Genomic DNA, 18,314 nt, shown 5'->3' with positions numbered 1-18,314 from the left:
CCACAGAATGTGGCGGAGTAGACAGGGCGGCAGCCCTGTTATTCGGCCCGAACCAGCCGGACGATCCGGTGTGGGGTAAGCGCCTCCGCCACAGGCTTGTCGAACGGTTCTGCAGGGATCGTCCCCGCGGGCAGTATTTCATGGTCATATACGACGGCTACAGTCGGCGGAAGCTGCCCGTCGGCGTCGAGCTTCCCGAGGAGCCGGTCGTAGTACCCGCCCCCTTGGCCGATGCGGTTACCGCTTTCGTCGACGGCGGTTGCCGGAAGGAAAATTCCGGTGGCATCCTTGACGACGTCACTGCCGAATCGTTGTCCCAGGGGCTCGTCGATCGGAGCGTACTTTGAGCGGATGAAAGCCGTCGCCGGTGTCCAATAGACCCAGCTCAGACGTCGTTCCGGTTCACAGACTGGAAGGAGGACCCTGTGTCCGGCGGCATGGAGCGCCGCAAGCAACGGCATGGTGGGCGGTTCCGCGGCCACTCCGATATAGGCAGCAAAGGTCGCGGCTTCCCCGTGGGCAACGGCATACGCCCATGTGAGGCCATGGCGGGCAATCCCCGTTCCAGCGTCAGCGCGCTCCTGATCGGTCAAGGAGAGCCTGCGCTTGCGGTTGTCCCGGCGGATATCTTCCTTCAAAGTCACTTTTGCTCCAGTTCCCGCTGCTGTGCGGCTCAGGGACACGGAAGGAACGGCCCCTTCGCTTCTGTCCGGCACGTTCCTTTTTGCCCATTGTCCAGTTCCTTCCGCTAGATTAGTCCGGTGACCTCCAAAAACTGCGCCGTCCGCAAGGCCGTTATCCCTGTTGCCGGACTCGGCACCAGGTTTCTGCCTGCCACGAAAGCCATGCCCAAAGAGATGCTCCCGGTTGTTGACAAGCCGGCCATCCAATATGTTGTCGAGGAAGCCGTGAACGTGGGACTCAATGACGTCCTCATGATCACGGGCCGCAACAAGCGTGCGTTGGAGGACCACTTCGACCGGGTACCGACCTTGGAAGCGACCCTGGAGGCCAAGGGAGACACCACCAAGCTGGACTCGGTGCAGGCGACCAGCAACCTCGGCGACATTCACTACGTGCGCCAAGGCGACCCCAAGGGGCTGGGACACGCGGTGTTGCGTGCAAAGCAGCATGTCGGGTACGAACCTTTCGCAGTTCTTCTCGGTGATGACCTCATCGACGCCCGGGACGCACTGCTCAGCGAGATGATCGAGGTCCAGCACAAAACCGGTGGATCCGTTGTAGCCCTTATCGAAGTCGAGCCCTCCCAGATCAGCGCCTATGGCTGCGCGGATATCGAGGACATCGGGGAAGACGGCTATGTGCGGATCAAGCAGCTTGTGGAAAAGCCCTCCGTCGATGAGGCTCCGTCCAACTTGGCCGTGATTGGACGCTACGTGCTCCATCCCTCGGTTTTCGATGTTCTCGAGAAAACCGAACCGGGCCGTGGGGGAGAGATCCAGCTGACGGATGCGCTTCAAGTTCTGGCTGCCGGTGAGGGTGAAGGCAGCGGCGTGTACGGTGTGGTCTTCCGCGGCCGCCGCTATGACACAGGAGACAAACTCAGCTACCTCAAAGCCTGCGTCCAACTTGCGTGCGACAGCGAAGACCTCGGGCCCCGCCTGCGGGAGTGGCTGCCGGGCTTTGCCGCCGGCCTCAACAAGTAGGCCCTTGTGTGGGGGTCGGCCATTTGGCCGGTGACGCTCGAATGCGGCGACCTCTTGTTGCGTCCCATCCATTACCGGGACAAGAAGGAATGGACCGAGGTCCGCTCGCGCAACAGTGATTGGCTGGCGCCTTGGGAAGCCTCCAACCCGGCTCCAGGAGGCCGCCTTCCGAACTACCGGCAGATGGTGGCTTCCCTGAATGCCCAGGCCCGGCAGGCGAGTGCCCTTCCGTTCGTGATCACGGAGCGTGTCCCTGGGCTTCGCGAGCCCAGGATCGTAGGGCAGCTGACGGTCTCTTCGATTATGTGGGGATCGGCGATGACGGCCACGCTCGGCTACTGGGTCGACCAGGCTCGTGCCGGTCGCGGAATCGCTCCCACTGCCGTTGCCATGGCGACCGATCATTGCTTCAAAACCCTTGGGTTGCACCGGATGGAGATCAACATCAGGCCCGAGAACGGGCCGAGCCTACGGGTTGTTGAGAAGCTGGGATTCCGCGATGAAGGCCGCCGCGAGCGTTTCCTTCACATCAACGGAGAATGGGCTGACCATCGAAGCTTCGCGTTGACCTCGGAGGAGGTCCCCGGAGGCCTGCTGGCGGCTTGGCTCAGGCGCGGAGCCAACTAGGCCGTTTGGATGAATGGGGGTGGTAAATCCATTGATTTGCCGACTCTCCGACGACACACCGTTGGCAATGCGGTGGCCTCCGCGTATTTGCTTCTACGGTTTTGATTGTGGACTTCCCTCTTAGCAGCTCGGTGATATTGGTCATTGCTGTCGCGCTATGGATCGTTTGGGTTGCGCCATACATACTGCGGAATCGTCGCCAGCACGTCCAGATGGCCGGCGGCATCCCAGTGGATGTTATCGATGAAGACGCTCACGAACTGCAAGCCGGGGTGGTTCTGTCAATCACCCCTCGGCAGGAGAAAGCAATGGAAACCATGCAGAGCACCGCAACCGCATTGCCCGAGGTATCGGCCGGCGCCGGCCACCGGCGTGATGCTGCAACGGATGCGGTGGTCTTCAAAGTCAGATACGGGCGCTGCGCGCTTGCCCTCGCCGGACTTCTGCTCCTGCTCACGGGAGCCGTTTCCGGTGTGCTGCGCATTCTTGGCCTTGTTTCGGCCTGGCTGCCACTGGCCTCCATAGCCGGCGTGGCCGCGACCGTCTTTCTGCTTCGCCGATTGGCCATCAGGGACCGCAGGGCGAAGATGAACCGGGCGTTCCGCAACGCCATGGCGCCCACGGTCGAGAGTCCCCGAGTAAGTCCTCCGGCAGCGGACCGCCCGACGACCAAGATTTTCGACGCGGAAGCCCACGCCAGTGAAGCGAAGCGCCTGACCGCCGTCGAGCTTCGTCAGGCCGCCCTCAATGTTGCCGTCGCCGCTGGCGACAACACCGTCCGGTTTACGGCGGAATCCAAGGAAACTGAATGGCAGCCGGTGGACGTTCCCAAACCGATCTATGTCGACGCCGCCAAGGCGCCTCGACCGGCACCGGAACCCCTTGACCTGCCTGAGGCTCCCAAGCCCCTCGGCAAGCCGACGCTGAAGCCGGCCAGTGCGCCGTCTGCCGGCGCTGCCGTCCAGGCGTCGGTCCAGGCGCAGCCCGGCAAGCCCCAGAGCGCCCTCAGCAACCTCGACGACGTTTTGCAGCGCCGCCGGGCCTAAATCCCCATGACTACCGTCTGCGTGGCAGGTGGCACGGGACAGGTGGGCCGCGAAGTCGTCCGTTTGGCCCTCGACGCCGGTCTTGACGTGACGGCGCTGAGCCGCCGTCCGCCGTCGCGCACTTCACAGACCCATCGCGACGGCGCCCGCTACTTTCAGGCGGACGTCACCACGGGCGCGGGCTTGGCAGAAGCCCTGCGGGGGGCCGACGTCGTGATCGATTGCCTGGAAGGCCAGTTCGGGAAGGCCCGCAAGAATTTCGCCGACGGCGGTGCGCGCCTGCTCACCGCGGCCGCCGGAGCGGGCGTCCGCAAGGCAGTCCTCCTCTCGATCATCAACTGCGACAAGAGCAACTCGGCCTTTTATGTCTCCAAAGCCCGGAAAGAAAAGGTGTATGAACAGTCGGGTCTTGAGACGGTGGTTGTGCGGGCCACCCAGTTCCATAGCCTCATAACAACGGTTTTCCAGGCCGGAGCGAAATTTCGCCTCATCCCGGTCTTCAAGGGCGCGCGCTTTCAAACGATTTCGCCCGCAGACGTGGCGTCCGAGTTGCTCGCCGAAGCGCTGGGGGAGTCATCCCCGGAGCGGTACCGGGTACGGACAATCGGAGGGCCGGAGATCCGGACGATGCGCGAACTCGCCGAGATCTGGCGCAACTCCCGGGGGCGACGCGGACGAATTATCGAACTGCCGCTGCCCGGAGCGATGGGAAAATTCCTTCGGAGCGGGCTGAACCTGATTCCGGAGCAGCGCATTGGAACCGAGACGTTCGAGGCCTGGTTGGCGAAGCGCGAAGAAAGTTTGTAGCCTAGGGTCTGGCAACACACAGTTGACCAGGGGCTATAGCTCAGTTGGTAGAGCGCTTCGTTCGCATCGAAGAGGTCAGGGGTTCAAATCCCCTTAGCTCCACGAAAAAGGCCCTCTGACCCGTGGAAACGTAGGGAAGGAGGGCCTTCTTGTTGCCAAAAATGGGCCCAACGACACGGAAACCACACGTTTTCGCTGAAAAACCATGGCAGAGGATGGCAGTTGTTGAAGGCTGTGCGGGCCGCCGAAGAGGTCCGCACGAGCCCTACATGGTGAGACCGTTGTTTGGTTCCTGGCTGCCAGGAGGAGTTCCTTCAGGAACTGGCCTACCTCGCCGGTCCCGACGTGGCCATTGACGTCATCGACTTGACAGAAGCTGATCAGGCTGATCCGGTCGCTGCCATTGACGGCCGGATGCAGGCTGCCCTCGCGGCCGAGGACCGCGGCTGCAGGGTTGTCCCTTACAATTCCTCGGCATCCACGGACAACGCCTCTTTTGCCCGTATCGGTATTCAGGGCTACGGATTCGCACCCTTGAAACTGCCCTCCAATTATTCCTTCTCATCCATGTTCCATGGCACGGATGAGCGCGTCCCGGTGGAGGCGCTCATCTTCGGCGCCAGTGTCAGCGATGGTCGAAAAGTGAGCCATTTCGTGGGCTTGGCGTCCAGTCGAGGAAGCATGATGCGATGCCTCTCGTCGTGGGGCCTTCTGCCTGCCAGCGGTCCAGGTGCGGGGCTTTTGCCGCTAGCTCCCGGTCAGCCTCATTCTCGATCCGTTCAAATCCGGGGGCCTCCTCGCTGGTTTCTGGAACGTGCTCGACCGCGAAGTCGTAGCTGCGTTGGCGCCAATGATCGGCCCCGCACGTCGGGATCGCCCGGTTGGGGAATGGGTACGGGCAAGCCGTCAGGAGGATGTGTTTCGGTTATCGAGTTCTTCCGTGTACCCGTAGGGGACGGTGTCGCTGAGTTCGATGGTGAAGTGCCCTTCCCCGAGTCGGGTCACCAGGATGCCGTGTCTGCGGTCCCGCCGGGCGATCGGGATGATTCGGTCCACCGCCGTGTTGAGGCTTTGGTCCATGTCGGCCCTTTCGTCGACCCTGATTTCGAGCCGGGCTCCGGCCTCTGGCTCGGCGTTCATGATGCTCCAGCCTTCCATGGTTTCCATGAGCCTGCCTTTCGTATCGCGATGAACTCTTCGGTAGTCACGCATCCGGGGTCCGGAAACGGCGGGTATGGTCCCTTGAGCCTTGTCCGGGGAGTACCCGGGCCCCGGGGGCCACACCGGGTGATACCTGCCCCTGCCGGGATCGTGACGGTGCACTGCTGTCCAGCTTCAGAACTCGAGAACACGATCCGAAGACCCACCAGCCGGAAGCAGTGATTGCCGTTACGAGACCGCGCCGGCACTGACATGCGTACTGGCGGGCTGGTCTATCGAAGGCGTCAGGGGGTCCTGTAGCGCGGCCGGGACCATGGTGGTGGGGATGTGGCAGCCGCAGTGGCAGGCGGGGCAGCCGCCGTGGACGCCGTCCCTGCAGTCAAGGCTCAGGTAGTGCCAGGTCTTGCGGGGCCGGGGCTGGCGGCGGAGCCGGAGGCGGGGGATCTGGAACAAGGATGGTGTCCTTCGTGTTCTGACACCCTGGTCGGGGTCGGGTGTCGGTACGGGTGTGGAATGGCTCCCGGGACCACGGCGGGGGCCTTGGTTCCGGGAGCCCGCTGCGGGGCCAAGGTGTGGTGATTCCGGCCTTCCGTGAAGAGAGTCAGTGGGTCTGTGCCGCCTTGGCGCAGGTAGTCTCTGGCCGGTGGGTTATGTTGTTCCGACGCCTCTGAGGGCGCAGAGGGTTGTGGGCGTGGGGGTGAACTTTTTGCTGATGGTCCAGTCCGCGGTCTTGCCGGGCTCGACCTTGACGGTGGTGTCGGCGGTGTTGAGGACCGTGGCGTGGTCGGTCGTGAAGAACACTGTGATCGTGTAATCCACCGGCGTCTTGCCCGGATTGGCGGCCGTGCCTGTGGCTTTCCACCCGCCATCGGCCTGGGAACAGTCCGTGATGTGCACGTTCTGCCTGGCCGCGGGGTCGTTGGGTACGGACGTCGGCACGGCCCCGGCTTGGGTGACACCCGAGGGCAGGCCCGGGGAACCGGCGGGGCTTGGCGCTGCCTGAGGGGCCGGGCCCGAGGATAGCCCGGCGAGGGCGGAGACGAGCACGGCGATCAGGGCTATGCCTGCCGCTGCGGCGATCAGGACGTTCCGACGGGTAAAGAAGGCGTGACTGGTAAAGGGGGTCTTACGGGCGAAAAGCGTTTTGCGGGTGAGCACGAGGGGTCTTCCTTGGTCTGGATTGTTCAGGTGGTGGTGCGGGTGGCGTAGATGACCATGTTGTCGATCGGCGCGTTATCGCCCGGTGTCAGCAGGCAGGTGATGACGACCAGGCGGTTGGGGGTGTTCTGCCAGACCTCGGCCCGGTTCGCGAGCTGGCCGCGGTCGATCGCGGAGGACCCGGTGACTTTGTATTCCAGGCCCGCGACCTCGATCACCGCGCCGACCGGGACACGCGAGGAGGCGTGCTCTTCGTCGATGAGGTAGTTTCCCGGCCCCATGCCGCCGCCCATGAGGGAGTGCATGACGACGAACACTGTCCCTTGGGCGGCATGGCCCGGTGTGACCCCTTTGTTGCGCACCGTGTACGCGGAGGTGAACCCGGGCGGGGTGATGACCCCGTCCACGTCATCGAGCGCACCGAGGGGCACGTCGAGCCCCACAGCGGGCACTCTGAAATTTTGCCCGTCGTCCTGGGCCACAACATGCATCGCCGCCAGCTTCGCGGCCGCCGGTGTCGCCCCAGGCAGCGGCGCGACCAGGTTCCCGCGCATGTCCGGCACACCCCCGCCGCCGCTGCTGCCGGTTCCGGCGAGAACGGCACCGGCGATACCGACGGCCAGAGCCAAACCGGCTGCGGCGGCGATCCCGGCGACAAGCCGCCGCCGGCCGGCGTTGCCGGTGGTGTAGTGCCTCATCGCTGGTCCTTCCTGCGACGCGCGGTGGCCAGCGCACCCACGGCCAGGATCAGGCCTGCCGCGAAGGCCCCGGCAGCCAAAGCCCACCAAGGCTGCGTGGAGGGGGTCTGGATGAGGTATCCGCCGGTTTCGACTGTCGCTCCGGGCGGGTCCGCGACCGGGGCGCCGGGGGTGATGACGGTCGCGATGGACTTGTTCGAGACCACACCGGCGCCGGTGGTTGTCTTGCCGGTGGCGGCGGCGGTGTTGACCAGCGGCACCCCGGAGTCCAGATCAGCCTGCGTGACCGGGTAGCTGGCGGTGCAGGTCACCGAGGCGCCCGGTGCCAGGGCGGCTGCCCCGTCAGGGCATACCGCCGTGGCGATCTTCCCGGTGCCGTTGAAGGAGTCCTCACGGATCCCGATCCCGGTGACGGTGACATTGCCCGTGTTGGTCACGAGGAACGAGTACGTCACCGTCTCACCAGCCTTGGCCACCGAGGCCCGGTCCGCGGTCTTCTTCAGGGACAGGGCCGGGGCCTGGTCAGCGGGGATCTGCACGTGCGACTTCGGCGAGTCCACCGGGGTGGCGGACCCGGGCGGGGTTCCGTGCGCGGTCGCGTCGTTCGCGATGGATCCGGCGTCCACGTCCGCCTGGATGATCGTGTACGTCGCCGTGCAGGTGAGTTGCTCGCCCGGGGCCAAAGTGATCCCTGCCCCGGTATCGGCCGGGCAGCTCAGGACTGAGAGCACCCCGTGCCCGGTGAACCCGGTGTCCGTCACCGTCACGTTCGTGAGGGTGGTGTTGCCGGTGTTGGCCGCTACGAACGTGTAGGTGAGTTGCTGGCCGACGGTGAAGTGCGCCGCGTCCGACGGAGACACGGACTTCACCACCGAAATCCCGGGGACAGGCGGGATGACCACGGTAGCCGACGACGGCGCCGAGACGACCGGGGTGGCCGTGTTCAGCGCAGCGCCCTGCGCGGTGGCGGTGTTGGTCACGGTCCCGGCGTCCACATCGGCCTGGGTCACCAGGTACGACGCCGTGCAGGGCACCGACGCGCCTGGAGCCAATGACGATGCTCCTGCCGGGCAGACCACTACAGGCGCGGTCCCGGTACCGGAGAACGCCGTCTCAGCCACCGACACATTGGCCAGGGTGGTATTGCCGGTGTTGGTCACCAGGAAGGAGTACGACACAGCGTCCCCCGCGTTGTGCACGGTGCTCGGGGTCGCCGACTTGACCAGGCTGACCGCGGGCGCGGCCGGGATGGTCACGGTCGCGGAGGACGGCGCGGAGACCACCGGTGCAGTCGAGCCGGGCGGGGTGCCTTGGGCGGTCGCGGTGTTCGTCACGACCCCCGTATCGACGTCGGCTTGCGTCGCCTGGTAGGTGGCAGTGCAGGTCACCGTCGCGCCCGGGGCCAGGGACGCGGCCCCGTTCGGGCAGGCAATGACGGGTGCGGTGCCGGTTCCGGAGAACGCGGTCTCGGTCACGGCAACGTTGGTCAGGGTGGTGTTTCCGGTGTTGGTGACCGCGAATGAGTAGGTGACGGTGTCACCGGCGTTGTTCACCTGAGCCGGTGTCGCGGTCTTCACCAAAGCGATGGACGCGGTCTGCTGGGCGGTCACGGTCGCCGAGGACGGGTCTGACGCCACGGCGGCGTCGTCCGGGGCCGTGGCGGCCGCGGTCGCGGTGTTCGTGACCGTGCCCGCATCAATATCAGCCTGGGTCGCCGCGTAGCTCGCGGTGCAGCTCGTGAACTGCCCCGGCGCCAAGGTGGTCACCGGGCATGTTACTGCGGGGGTGCCGCCGGTGCCGGAGAACGCCGCCTCCGACACCGTCACGTTGGTGAGGGTGACGTTGCCGGTGTTGGACACCAGGAACGAATACGACACCGTGTCACCGGCCGTGTTCACCGTGGCCGGGGTCGCCGACTTGACCAGCGACAGGGCCGGGTTCTGCTGGCCCGGGACCGCCACGGTCGACGGGCTGGACACGACCGGGGTGGTGCTGCCCGGTGGTGTGCCGGCCGCGGTCGCGGTGTTCGTGATGCTCCCTTGGTCAATGTCAGCCTGGGTGATCGTGTAGGTGGCGGTGCAGGTCGTCTGCGCCCCGGGCGCCAGTGTCGTCACAGGGCACGTGGTCGCGGACATCGTGCCGTGGCCGGTGAACGCGGTCTCGGTGATCCCGACATTGTCCAGGGTCACGTTGCCGCTGTTGGTCACCGCGAACGAATAGGTGATCTGCTGGCCCACCGTGAAGTGCGCCGCGTCCGACGGGGACGCGGACTTCACCAGGGTGATCGCCGGAGCCTGCTGCACCGTCACGACCGCCGACGACGGGTTCGAGGACACCGGGGCCATGTTCAACGGCGGGGTGCCGTTGGCGACCGCGGTGTTCGTGACCGTGCCCGCATCCACATCAGCTTGCGTCACCGCATACGTCGCCGTGCACGTCACCGACGCGCCCGGTGCCACGGATGCGGCCGTGGCCGGGCAGGCGATGACGGGCGCGGTGCCGGTGCCGGTGAAGGCGGTCTCCGCCACCGAGACACCCGTGAGGGGGACGTTGCCGGTGTTGGTGACCAGGAACGAGTACGCCACGGTGGAGCCGGCGTTGTTCACGGTGGTCGGGGTCGCGGTCTTCACGAGGTCCAGGTGCGGGTCCGGGGTGAACGCGTAGCCGGAGTCGGTGGCCGACACGTTCGGGACCTTGTTCCCGTTCGCATCCACCAGCGGGGTCCCGTCCAGGCCCAGCGGGGCCCCGGTGGCGGTGGCGGTGTTCTTGTGGGTCCCGCCCGGGGTTCCCGGTGCGGGGGTGGTGCCGGTGCAGGTCATCGACGCCCCTGCGGCCAGTGAGGTGGCCGGGCAGGAGAAATTGGTGACGGTGTCATCGGTGACGCTGACCGGGGACAGAGCCAGGTTGCCGGTGTTGGTGACCTTGAACGACACGTTCAGCGTCGACCCCGTCGGGACGAGGAGCGGGTTGTTCGGGTCGTTAGCGTGGGTCCCGTTGAGGTCCTTCTCAATCGCGATGGCGGGCTGGTCCTTGACGAAGCCGGCGTTCTCGGTGGTGTCGTTCTGGCCGATCGTGAGGGTGATCGGGGCCGTGGTGTTGGTCCCGTAGTGGATGTGGGAGTTGACGGCCGGGTTGGTGCCCTGGTTCGGCTGGGTCGTTGTGAACCCGGCAGGCTGGACCACATGCACGGAGTAGATCCCGGCGCGTAGGTTCGGAAACGAGTACGCCCCGGAACTGTTCGTCGTCGTCGTGCCGATCACCGTGCCGCTGGAGTCCAGCAGCTGCACAGTGGTGCCGGACAGGTCCGGTTCACCGTTGTCGATCAGCCCGTTCTTATTGGTGCTGTCATCCCACACGGTGCCGGAGATCGAGCCGAGCACGGTCTTGACGGTTGCGGTGTTGGAGGAGACGGGCAGGCCCAGGCCGGCTACCCGGCCGGTGGCCTGGTTCGAGTACAGGTCCCCGTTGGAGTCCCCGGTGGCGGAGAGCGTGTACTGGATCGTGGTGGCGGAGTGGGCGGTGATGGTCCCGCCCTGCAGCCGGATGCCCGTCACGGCTGCAAAGTTCGCGGGGCAGCCGGGGGTCCCGAACTGGGCCTGGGTGCACCACTGAATCGCGGCGTTCATCGTGGTCGGGTCGGTGTCGGTGGCCATGTTCAGCTGGTTGGTGGCGTAGTTCGAGTACAGGAACGTGACGGTCTGGGTCCCCGCCGTCACTGTAGGCGTCCCGGAGAGGGATACGGTCCCGACGCCGTAGCTGGAGGCAGGAGCGCGCTGGTCGCCGTTGAACGGCAGCCAGTCCACGAAGTCGGTACTCGCGTAATCCACCGGGGAAAGGTTCTGGAAGTCCAGGTTGAACACCTTGGGGTCCCCGGGCTGGGTCAGTGGAGTCGGTGAGGACTTCGCGACCGCGAAGGAAGCCCCGCCGTTGATGTTGATGGTCGCATTTGCGGTGCGGTATCGGGCCGGGGAACTGTCGTTGTCGGCCGCGACCACGACGGTGTTGGTGTAATTGGTCCCTGCCGTAGTGGTGGCACTGATCAGCGCCTTGTAGGAGATCTTCGGCAATCCTGTCCCGGCCGCCACGGTGCCAAGCTGCCAGATTAGCGTGGTCGTCCCATTGGCGTTGACCGTCACAGATGACGGCGCGCAGGCCGTCGTCGAGCAGGCTGAAGAGAAGTTCGTCGACCCGACCGCGGATCCGCCCACATATGACAGCCCGGACGGGAGGGTATCCGTCAGGACAATGTTCTGTGCCAGCGGCGCGGGGGAAGCCTGCAGGGCGCTGCTGGACGGGGTGAGGGTGAAGGTAGTGGTCTGGCCGGCAAGGTACTGGGCCTTGTTAGAGGACTTCCCTACGAGGACCCTGACCCCGGTGACGGTCACACGGTCGCCGCGAACGCCCGTAGCGTCGGCAACGTTATACGTCGAGACCACGGTGCCCGAGGGGTTCGCGGCGGTGACAGCGTCCGGGTCTCCGGTCGCCCACTGATAGTTAGGGATAACGGTGCCGCCGGGAACGCTGGCCCGGACCTTAAGTCCGATCTCGCCCAAAACGTCGGACGCCCCGGTGCCGCGGGCGGTGACCTGGTCGGCGATGGTCAGCGTCTGGTTCAGCACGAACCTGACCTTGGTCACCGCGCCGGCACCGCCCGGGACCTGGGAGGGGGACGAGTACCAGGACGGGGAGTCGGAGGTGTTGCAGGAGCCTTGCTGCTGCGCTGCAGGGTTGGCCCAGCCGGTCCCGTCCCCGGAGTTGAGCCCGGTGTTCCCGCCTGTGCCGTACTGGATCGTCCAGATGCCGGCCGCGGTGACATTGGGGGCGCCGAAAACAGTCGCATAGGACGGGAGCTGTGATGTCGTGGCGATCGTGTCGTGGGCGTTGTCGATGGTCATGCACATGATGAACCCGGCGGGCAGGTCCTTCACGCCGCCCAGGCTCACGGCCACAAACGACTGGTACAGGCTGCTCTGGGTGACGTATCCGTCGCCGGTGTTGAAGTTGCTGCCGACCGGCTGTCCCCTGTAGAACTCGTCGGTCTTGTAAAGGTTGAAGCCTGGGGCCCCCGGGGACGGGCCTTTCAGGACTGACGTCCAGCCGTGCTGCTTGCCGATGAGGAAGGTGTTGGAGGCGACCTGGTTGTTGTCCATCCCCGTTCCCGGGTCCGGATTGCCTCCATAGTTGGCGTTCCCTGCCGCGTCGGTCGCGGACAGCTGTGAGACCCGGTTCGTGGCCGAGACGCCCGTGGAGCCGTTCAGGCTCGTGTTGGGGATACCGACGACGATGCCCCAGGTGCTCACGTAGCACATGCCCGGCGGGATCGGTGAGGTGTCCCCGGCCAACGTGGGACACGAAGACGGCGCCGGGTTGGTGTTGACCCCGGTGACGGTCACATGCACCAGGAGCGGGTTGCTCGGATCCACGGTGCAGGTCCAGGTGGCCCCGCCGTTGCCCGGCACACCGGCCAAGGGACCTCCCCCGGGGTTGTAGGCGAAGCTGGCCGGGAGATTGTCGAAGTTATTCCCCGCACAACCGGCGAACTTCGCCCCTGCCGGCAGGGACGAGAGGTCGTCAGTGAAGGAGAACGAGTTGCCGTTGATGATGTCCGAGCCATCATCGATGTGGATCCCGAACGGCCAATAGAACCCTGTCGCCGCCTGGCCGTTGACCACCGTCGCTCCAAGCCCATTGGGATAGCCTTTCGTCACCCCCGCCTTGGGGGCAGCGGAGATCGACACCGACGCCCCCGAGGCAGTGCCGACGGCGGTCTTGACCATGCCCGTCGCGGACAGAACCGCGGTTGGGGCCACTGTCGTCCCGGACACAGCGGTACGCAGTGCCCGGATCGCGGGGTTCGTCGTCCACGTCGTGCCGGTCGACTTGTCACCGAAGTCGCACACGAGCACCGACGGCGTCGTCACCCCGTCCCCGGTCAGGGAGGTATTAGGCCCGGTGCATTCGATCGGGATTGAATCCCACACGAACCCCAACGGTAGGGGCGCGAACGTCGCCGTCGTGTCCTGGAACGTTGTCTGCGAAGGCGAGGTCGGGTCGTTCAGCGACATTGCCACCTGGTAGGTGATCAGCTGGTTGGACCGCACCACGTTGTTGTTCGCACCAGTGTCGTTACCCGGTCCTGCGGCGGCGTCGAAGGGCGGCTGACCGTCCGCGGTCTTCGTGATCGAGATCGCAGGGGTCGCCGTCGCGTTCGGTGTCGCAGCAAACGCGGGCGTCCAGCCGGAGAGCACCGCCACCCCGAACACGACGACCACAAGAACCGCGGCCCACAGCGCCTGCGGACCCATCGTGCGCGACAGAACCGCCGTCCGCCGGCCACCCCGGCCGCCTGTGGCCATATGACGCCCGTACAGCGGCGCAGGCCGCGGCCCGAACATCGAATCCCAGAAATCCTTCACGGCCAGCACCCAGTCCTTCTGCGGGAATCCTCCGGCCCCCACAGCGACCCCCGCAGGATCGCTGACACCAGTCTTCACAGCGGAGAACGCGACAAGCCCGAAAGGGCACACCGAATTTCCGCCGCGCCCTTAACCGGGAAGGGGACAGATCGTGACGCGGCTTCAACGAACCGGAAGGGGGGGGGGGGGTGGTCAATGCTCGCTCTTGCAGGACATGGGGTGCGGGCCCTCCGGTGCTGGTGGAGGGCCCGCTTACATTACAAACCAGCCCCGCGGCAAATCGTGACGGCCCGCGAGTGAGTGGCCGGAGTAATTGCCGGAGGGTTTCGCCATCGCCGTCAACCCATTGCTGTCCGTCACCGTGTACGGCTTCGGTGTGACCGCACCGTGGTAGTCCTTCTCCGGTGTAAATGTGGCAACAGGCTGCCCGTGGGTCAGCGTGATCGACCAGGTCCCCTCACCGGGAACCGTCTTCGTCGTATCCCCCTTGTCGAAGGAGACACCCGTGATCGGGCCGGTGCCGGGGGTCGTGGTCGGCTTCAACGTCGCCGTCTGGTTCGGGTTGATGCTCTGGTGGGTGTGGAGTTTAGCTGTCGGTACCGGACCTGAAAGACAGCACCCTTCCCGCTTAGGCGACACACCGCATCCGCGAATCACCTTCCAAGGAGCACCATGAGTGCATTATCAACTGCCACGATAGACTCCGTTGGCGCCGCAGCCCACGTGCTTCCAGTCAACACATAAAGAAGTACGCGGTTCGAAAGCGGCAGATCCGGGAGTGCATACGATGACTCCGGCTGCTTTCGCGCAGTGGGAAGCCGCCCTCGCTCAACGCACCGAATTATGCGTGGACATCGCCGGGCGACCCGGGGCCACACTGACTGTTTACGCCGGTCCGGATGACCGCGGGGCAGGCCGCTGGCGGGTAAATTCGGTGGATAGCCTTGCCGTCGTGGGACAGGCGGAAGACGAACATGCGGCACTTCGTCTTCACCCCATTCAGCACGACGCAGACTTCGCCGAAGTCCACCTCGGCCTCAGCGCCCGCTCTTCAATGAGCCTGGCCAGGATCCTGCGGGCAGTATGGCGCTGCTTCCGCGGCGCCGTCGTGTCCTCGACCAACATCGCATCGATCGCCGGTTTGAAAGCATCGAGCCGGGGGAGGACCGCTCCGGAGTCTTCCGCTCCGGCGGGACCGGGGAACTCAATGCCTTTCGCACGGTCTGTCGCGCCACATGATGTCTGCGGGCAAGTTCCCGGATTGAGACGCCCTCGACTCGGGCATCCCTTCGAATCTGCGCGAACAACTCCACCGTTGACCCCATCCCGGCCCTCCCGTCGTCGATCCCAACAATGGATGGGATCAACGCTCACAGGTGGGTACCATTCAAGCGTCATTAGTTCCGGCATGTCCGGCTGGTGGGTACCGTTCGGGCCGGCCTAGTGGGCTCCGATCAGGCTGACATATTCAAAGGACTGTGAAAGGACCCGGCTGCCCTTCAGGCGTCAGTGGCTGGCCGCGTGCAAGGACACGCGGCGGTGGAGGGCCGGCGCGCTTGCTCCCGGCGATGTTTTAGTGCTTGCTGGTTGGTCCGGGCTCTGGGTGGACGGGAACGGGGGCGTCCGATCTCGCCCTGTCCGCTGGGCCTTGGGGTGAAGTTGCCTCCCCCGGCGGGTCTCCATTTGCGGTTCCGTAGGGACCTCGGCCGGTGACGGTTGCAGCCTGACGTGCCGGATCCGGGCTTTGAACCGGTGCGGCCGGCGTGATTACCATTGCCGCGGCCACTGCGGCGGCCGCGGCGATGGCCCGTATCCCGTGGAAGAGCGTCCCTGAATGATTCCAGTGCTCAGTCATTGTCTCGTTGAGCTGTTGTAGCTGGTGTTGGCCGGGGAAGGGCACGACGTCTAGGATCCGCATGGCTGTCACGGGGCAGATGAGGGTCATGATCAGTCCGGGGTGCAGGAAGCTGCGCATGCCTGAGTGGACGCTGCCGAGCCGTTTGAGGGCGGCGTGGCAATCCTGGCAGGAACGGGCATGCCGGTCGACGGATGCTCGTTCGCTGGGGCCGGCTTCTCCTTGGGCTGAGAGCGAGAGGAGCCGGAGCATGATTTCGCAGCCCGTGTTGGGTGTTTCCCGGATGTAGACGGCTAGGTATGCGGCGCGGAGGCCTTTGCGTGCACGTTTAAGAACCGCGGACAGGGCGTTGGGTTCTACTCCCAGTAACGGTGCTGCTTCGCGTGGTTTCAGGCCTTCGATTTCAACGTACCAAAGGACTCGCTGCCAGCGCAGGGGCAGTACAGCGAAGGCCTCCGCGACGAAATCGTGGTCCGGGGTGCGGAAGTCATGGGAGCCTTTCCCGTGGGCGGCCACTTCATCGATCCTGGAGGAAGGGTGTTCGGCCATGGAATAGTGATCGGCTGCGGTCGTGCGTACGGCTTTAAGAATGTAGGGCCGGACCGGACCGTTAGGGCCTTTGCCGCGGCGCATGGCCGTCAGTGACTTCAGAAACGCTGTTGCTGCGATGTCTTCGGCGTCCTGCAGGGAATGACTGAGCCGGGCAGCGTACCTCACGGCCGGTTCCCAGTGGGTCTGGTAAAGAATGATGACTGCCCCGGGGCGGCCGTTCCGGCAATCCTGGACAAGCCGGGCTTCTTCTTCCGGTGTCGACGGGTATTTGATCATGCCATGTCACGGAATTCCGGCGCCCGGCCGATCATCCTGACCGCGGTCGGGCGGCTTGAATCGGTGAGATTGCTTGTGGACATCGTTGCTCCGGGGCGCGCGGGGTCCCGAGCCGATCGGTCAGGATGTTCCTACGACAGCACTCCAGGGTGCGCATCTGTGCGTTTTGGTCATTAAGTTCATTCGATGTCGCCGTGTTACGAGCCCGGGCATGAGGGGTCGCCGAGAGGAGCCTGGGTGGGTTCGCCCTTGCCCGCTTCGTAATCGACCGAGGCCAGAACCCTGTTGACCGAGCGGAGAATGGCGCCGGTCTTTCTCAGGGACAGGATCGGATCGACCGGCCCTGCCCCGTTCCCTTTTGTCGAGGTGTAGTCGGCCCAAGCGCGGGAAAGTTCGGCGATTTCGTCCCAGCCGACCGACACGGTGGGACGATCCTGAGTGTTCTCTGACATGCCTTCCCCTTGTTGCCGCTGATGCCTGCCGATCATATCGGTTTGGGTCGCTCTGGTGTGTAACATCCGGACTTTGTGGGTCCTGCGTGGCTCCGGGTCCCTCACCCCATGTTCCTCTGTCCGTCCGGTTCTGTCTTCACGTCGAGTCCTCAAACCGGCAGGCACCAGATCAAGAAGGGCACGCAGATCGTGGGTGGAGGCACGGGCGTTCCCGGCGTTGCCGTAGGGGAGGGGGTTGTACCGGAACTGCTGGTCGGTGTTGGCGTCGGAGTAGCCGTGGCCGGTGCCGGGTTAGGCGTGGGTGAAGGTGCGGTCCTGGCGGGTGACGGAATTTGTGACGGCACGATGGTTGCGCTTGGTGATGGACGGAACCCCGCCGGATGTGAGGCTGACGCCGTTGGCAGGTTTCTGCGAGGACCCTGTGATGGGGTGCCTAGAGGGCTTGCCGGGCGCTGGGGAAGGGACGGAACCGCCAGCGATTCCGTCCGGCCAGAGTCCGTCGCGGTTGTGGTTCCGGCGGTTGAAGAATCAATGGTTGGCAGACCGGGGCTGCTGCCTGGCGTGCTCGACGCACTGCTGGACGTGTTGACGGCTGCCTGCGGCGAGGTTCTCGCGGGCTCTTGCGTTGAGAGTACGGGCTGAGTTGGTGCGCTGGTGGTCTGGATGAACAAGGTCAGGCCCGCGGTGAGCGTGATCGAGGCGATGACTGACCCCGCGGCGATGAATCCCGTGCTCGGCCGGGGCCTGGGGAGCCAACGGAGGAGGACCCCCGTTGAAACAGAGGGAAGCAATGGTGATAGGAGCAGGACAGGGGCTATAAGGGCCCGCATGGTCTTCCTGATGTCTGTCAGCTCTGCTATGACCTTCCTGCAGTCCTCGCAGTCTCCGGCGTGTTGCTTCGCGGCGCTGCGGTCCCTGGCCGAGGCTGTACCCAGGACGGTACCCGCCAGATAGGGCAGTGTCGGCTGGCAGCCGGTCTGAGGGAGTTCTCCTGCGGCATATTGGTTCAGGAAAGCCTCCCGGAGTCCTCGTCTGGCTCTCATCAGCAGCGCCGAGACGGCGTTCGGTTCGATGCCAAGCAAGGGTGCGATGCGGCGCGGTGGTTCGTTCTCGACGTCGGCGTGCCAAAGCACGGTACGCCACCGCGGGGGCAGGGATTCGAAGGCCCTGTAGGCGGGTGTGATGCTGTCCTGGCTCAGGACGGCTTCCAGGCCAGGGTCCTGCAGTGCAGTGTCGGGTGTTTCCTCACAGGGGATTTCCTTTGCCTGCTGCTCCCAATGGTTGGCCGCAACAGTTCGGACGGCGCGGAACAGGTACGGGCGGAATACGGCATCCGGCCCGTTGCCACTGCCGATCGCCGCGATCACTTTCGTGAAGGCTTCATGTGCCACATCATCGGCGTCCGCTGCGTTGCCCGTCAGGCGACGGGCGAACCGTACGGCGGCGTCGTGGTGTCTGCGGTACAGGACCTCGACGGCGTCGCGGTCTCCGGCACGGCTGAAGATGATCAGGGCCTCATCCGAAAGCTCCCCTGCGTTATGAAGGCTGATGGCGGCTACCCCCTTATGTCACTGCCTTGGAATAGAGCTGCTAGTGAGA

At 65.1% G+C, this 18,314-nt stretch carries 14 protein-coding genes, 1 tRNA gene and 1 pseudogene; 5 read left to right on the top strand and 11 right to left on the bottom strand.

Annotated elements, in window-relative coordinates:
• Positions 1–38 precede the first annotated feature (38 nt).
• On the bottom strand, positions 39–644 hold the full coding sequence (locus J2S96_RS12330; protein ID WP_306863677.1) for a 5-formyltetrahydrofolate cyclo-ligase: 606 nt from the start codon (positions 642–644) through the stop codon (positions 39–41).
• Positions 645–761: 117 nt separating this feature from the next.
• On the opposite strand from J2S96_RS12330, the gene galU reads away from it, so the two are divergent.
• The 5 genes from galU (at position 762) to J2S96_RS12305 (ending at position 4,249) form a co-directional block, all read left to right on the top strand.
• Positions 762–1,667 carry a UTP--glucose-1-phosphate uridylyltransferase GalU gene (gene galU / locus J2S96_RS12325; protein WP_306863674.1) on the top strand — a complete coding sequence of 302 codons (906 nt, stop codon included), beginning with the start codon at positions 762–764 and terminating at the stop codon, positions 1,665–1,667.
• A gap of 6 nt (positions 1,668–1,673) precedes the next feature.
• Positions 1,674–2,294 (top strand): GNAT family N-acetyltransferase, encoded by a 621-nt coding sequence (locus J2S96_RS12320; RefSeq protein ID WP_306863671.1) that lies wholly within the window; start codon positions 1,674–1,676, stop codon positions 2,292–2,294.
• A 308-nt stretch (positions 2,295–2,602) separates the two neighbouring features.
• Positions 2,603–3,340, top strand: coding sequence for a hypothetical protein (locus J2S96_RS12315; protein ID WP_306863668.1), 738 nt, complete (start codon positions 2,603–2,605; stop codon positions 3,338–3,340).
• Between the two features lie 6 nt (positions 3,341–3,346).
• Complete coding sequence (locus tag J2S96_RS12310) at positions 3,347–4,147, top strand: SDR family oxidoreductase (protein ID WP_306863665.1); 801 nt, start codon at positions 3,347–3,349, stop codon at positions 4,145–4,147.
• Between the two features lie 29 nt (positions 4,148–4,176).
• Positions 4,177–4,249 (top strand) — tRNA-Ala (locus J2S96_RS12305).
• 804 nt (positions 4,250–5,053) lie between these two features.
• Here the strand turns inward: J2S96_RS12305 and J2S96_RS12300 are convergent.
• The 10 genes and pseudogenes from J2S96_RS12300 to J2S96_RS12255 form a co-directional block, all read right to left on the bottom strand.
• Positions 5,054–5,314 carry a hypothetical protein gene (locus tag J2S96_RS12300; protein WP_306863662.1) on the bottom strand — a complete coding sequence of 87 codons (261 nt, stop codon included), beginning with the start codon at positions 5,312–5,314 and terminating at the stop codon, positions 5,054–5,056.
• 222 nt (positions 5,315–5,536) lie between these two features.
• Positions 5,537–5,761, bottom strand: coding sequence for a hypothetical protein (locus J2S96_RS12295; protein ID WP_306863659.1), 225 nt, complete (start codon positions 5,759–5,761; stop codon positions 5,537–5,539).
• A 195-nt stretch (positions 5,762–5,956) separates the two neighbouring features.
• Positions 5,957–6,466, bottom strand: coding sequence for a hypothetical protein (locus J2S96_RS12290; RefSeq protein ID WP_306863657.1), 510 nt, complete (start codon positions 6,464–6,466; stop codon positions 5,957–5,959).
• Between the two features lie 26 nt (positions 6,467–6,492).
• Positions 6,493–7,164, bottom strand: a complete 672-nt coding sequence (locus J2S96_RS12285) for a class F sortase (RefSeq protein WP_306863654.1) — start codon at positions 7,162–7,164, stop codon at positions 6,493–6,495.
• Positions 7,161–13,658: a DUF7507 domain-containing protein gene (locus J2S96_RS12280; RefSeq protein WP_306863652.1), complete on the bottom strand. Its 6,498-nt coding sequence runs from the start codon at positions 13,656–13,658 to the stop codon at positions 7,161–7,163. The genes J2S96_RS12285 and J2S96_RS12280 overlap by 4 nt, the downstream gene beginning before the upstream one ends.
• Positions 13,659–13,832: 174 nt before the next feature.
• The gene (locus J2S96_RS12275; protein ID WP_306863647.1) at positions 13,833–14,219 is read right to left on the bottom strand and encodes an Ig-like domain-containing protein; all 387 of its coding nucleotides are present in this window, start codon (positions 14,217–14,219) and stop codon (positions 13,833–13,835) included.
• Positions 14,220–14,505: 286 nt separating this feature from the next.
• Positions 14,506–14,905: pseudogene (locus J2S96_RS12270) on the bottom strand (IS21 family transposase); the annotation flags it as partial.
• A gap of 248 nt (positions 14,906–15,153) precedes the next feature.
• Positions 15,154–16,263: a sigma factor gene (locus tag J2S96_RS12265; RefSeq protein ID WP_306863644.1), complete on the bottom strand. Its 1,110-nt coding sequence runs from the start codon at positions 16,261–16,263 to the stop codon at positions 15,154–15,156.
• A gap of 197 nt (positions 16,264–16,460) precedes the next feature.
• On the bottom strand, positions 16,461–16,715 hold the full coding sequence (locus J2S96_RS12260; protein ID WP_306863641.1) for a hypothetical protein: 255 nt from the start codon (positions 16,713–16,715) through the stop codon (positions 16,461–16,463).
• Between the two features lie 149 nt (positions 16,716–16,864).
• Positions 16,865–18,220, bottom strand: coding sequence for an RNA polymerase sigma factor (locus J2S96_RS12255; protein ID WP_306863956.1), 1,356 nt, complete (start codon positions 18,218–18,220; stop codon positions 16,865–16,867).
• Positions 18,221–18,314: the final 94 nt, after the last annotated feature.

This window comes from Arthrobacter bambusae (genome assembly GCF_030812595.1).
GTDB classification, from domain to species: Bacteria; Actinomycetota; Actinomycetes; order Actinomycetales; family Micrococcaceae; genus Arthrobacter; species Arthrobacter bambusae_B.
This window is presented reverse-complemented; position numbering and strand designations above follow the sequence as displayed.

Bases quoted from the DNA above. Each gene is read 5' to 3' on its own strand.
- J2S96_RS12315 (WP_306863668.1), top strand. From the start codon at position 2,603: ATGGAAACCATGCAGAGCACCGCAACCGCATTGCCCGAGGTATCGGCC.
- J2S96_RS12310 (WP_306863665.1), top strand. From the start codon at position 3,347: ATGACTACCGTCTGCGTGGCAGGTGGCACGGGACAGGTGGGCCGCGAA.
- J2S96_RS12300 (WP_306863662.1), bottom strand. From the start codon at position 5,314: ATGGAAACCATGGAAGGCTGGAGCATCATGAACGCCGAGCCAGAGGCC.
- J2S96_RS12285 (WP_306863654.1), bottom strand. From the start codon at position 7,164: ATGAGGCACTACACCACCGGCAACGCCGGCCGGCGGCGGCTTGTCGCC.
- J2S96_RS12265 (WP_306863644.1), bottom strand. From the start codon at position 16,263: ATGATCAAATACCCGTCGACACCGGAAGAAGAAGCCCGGCTTGTCCAG.
- J2S96_RS12260 (WP_306863641.1), bottom strand. From the start codon at position 16,715: ATGTCAGAGAACACTCAGGATCGTCCCACCGTGTCGGTCGGCTGGGAC.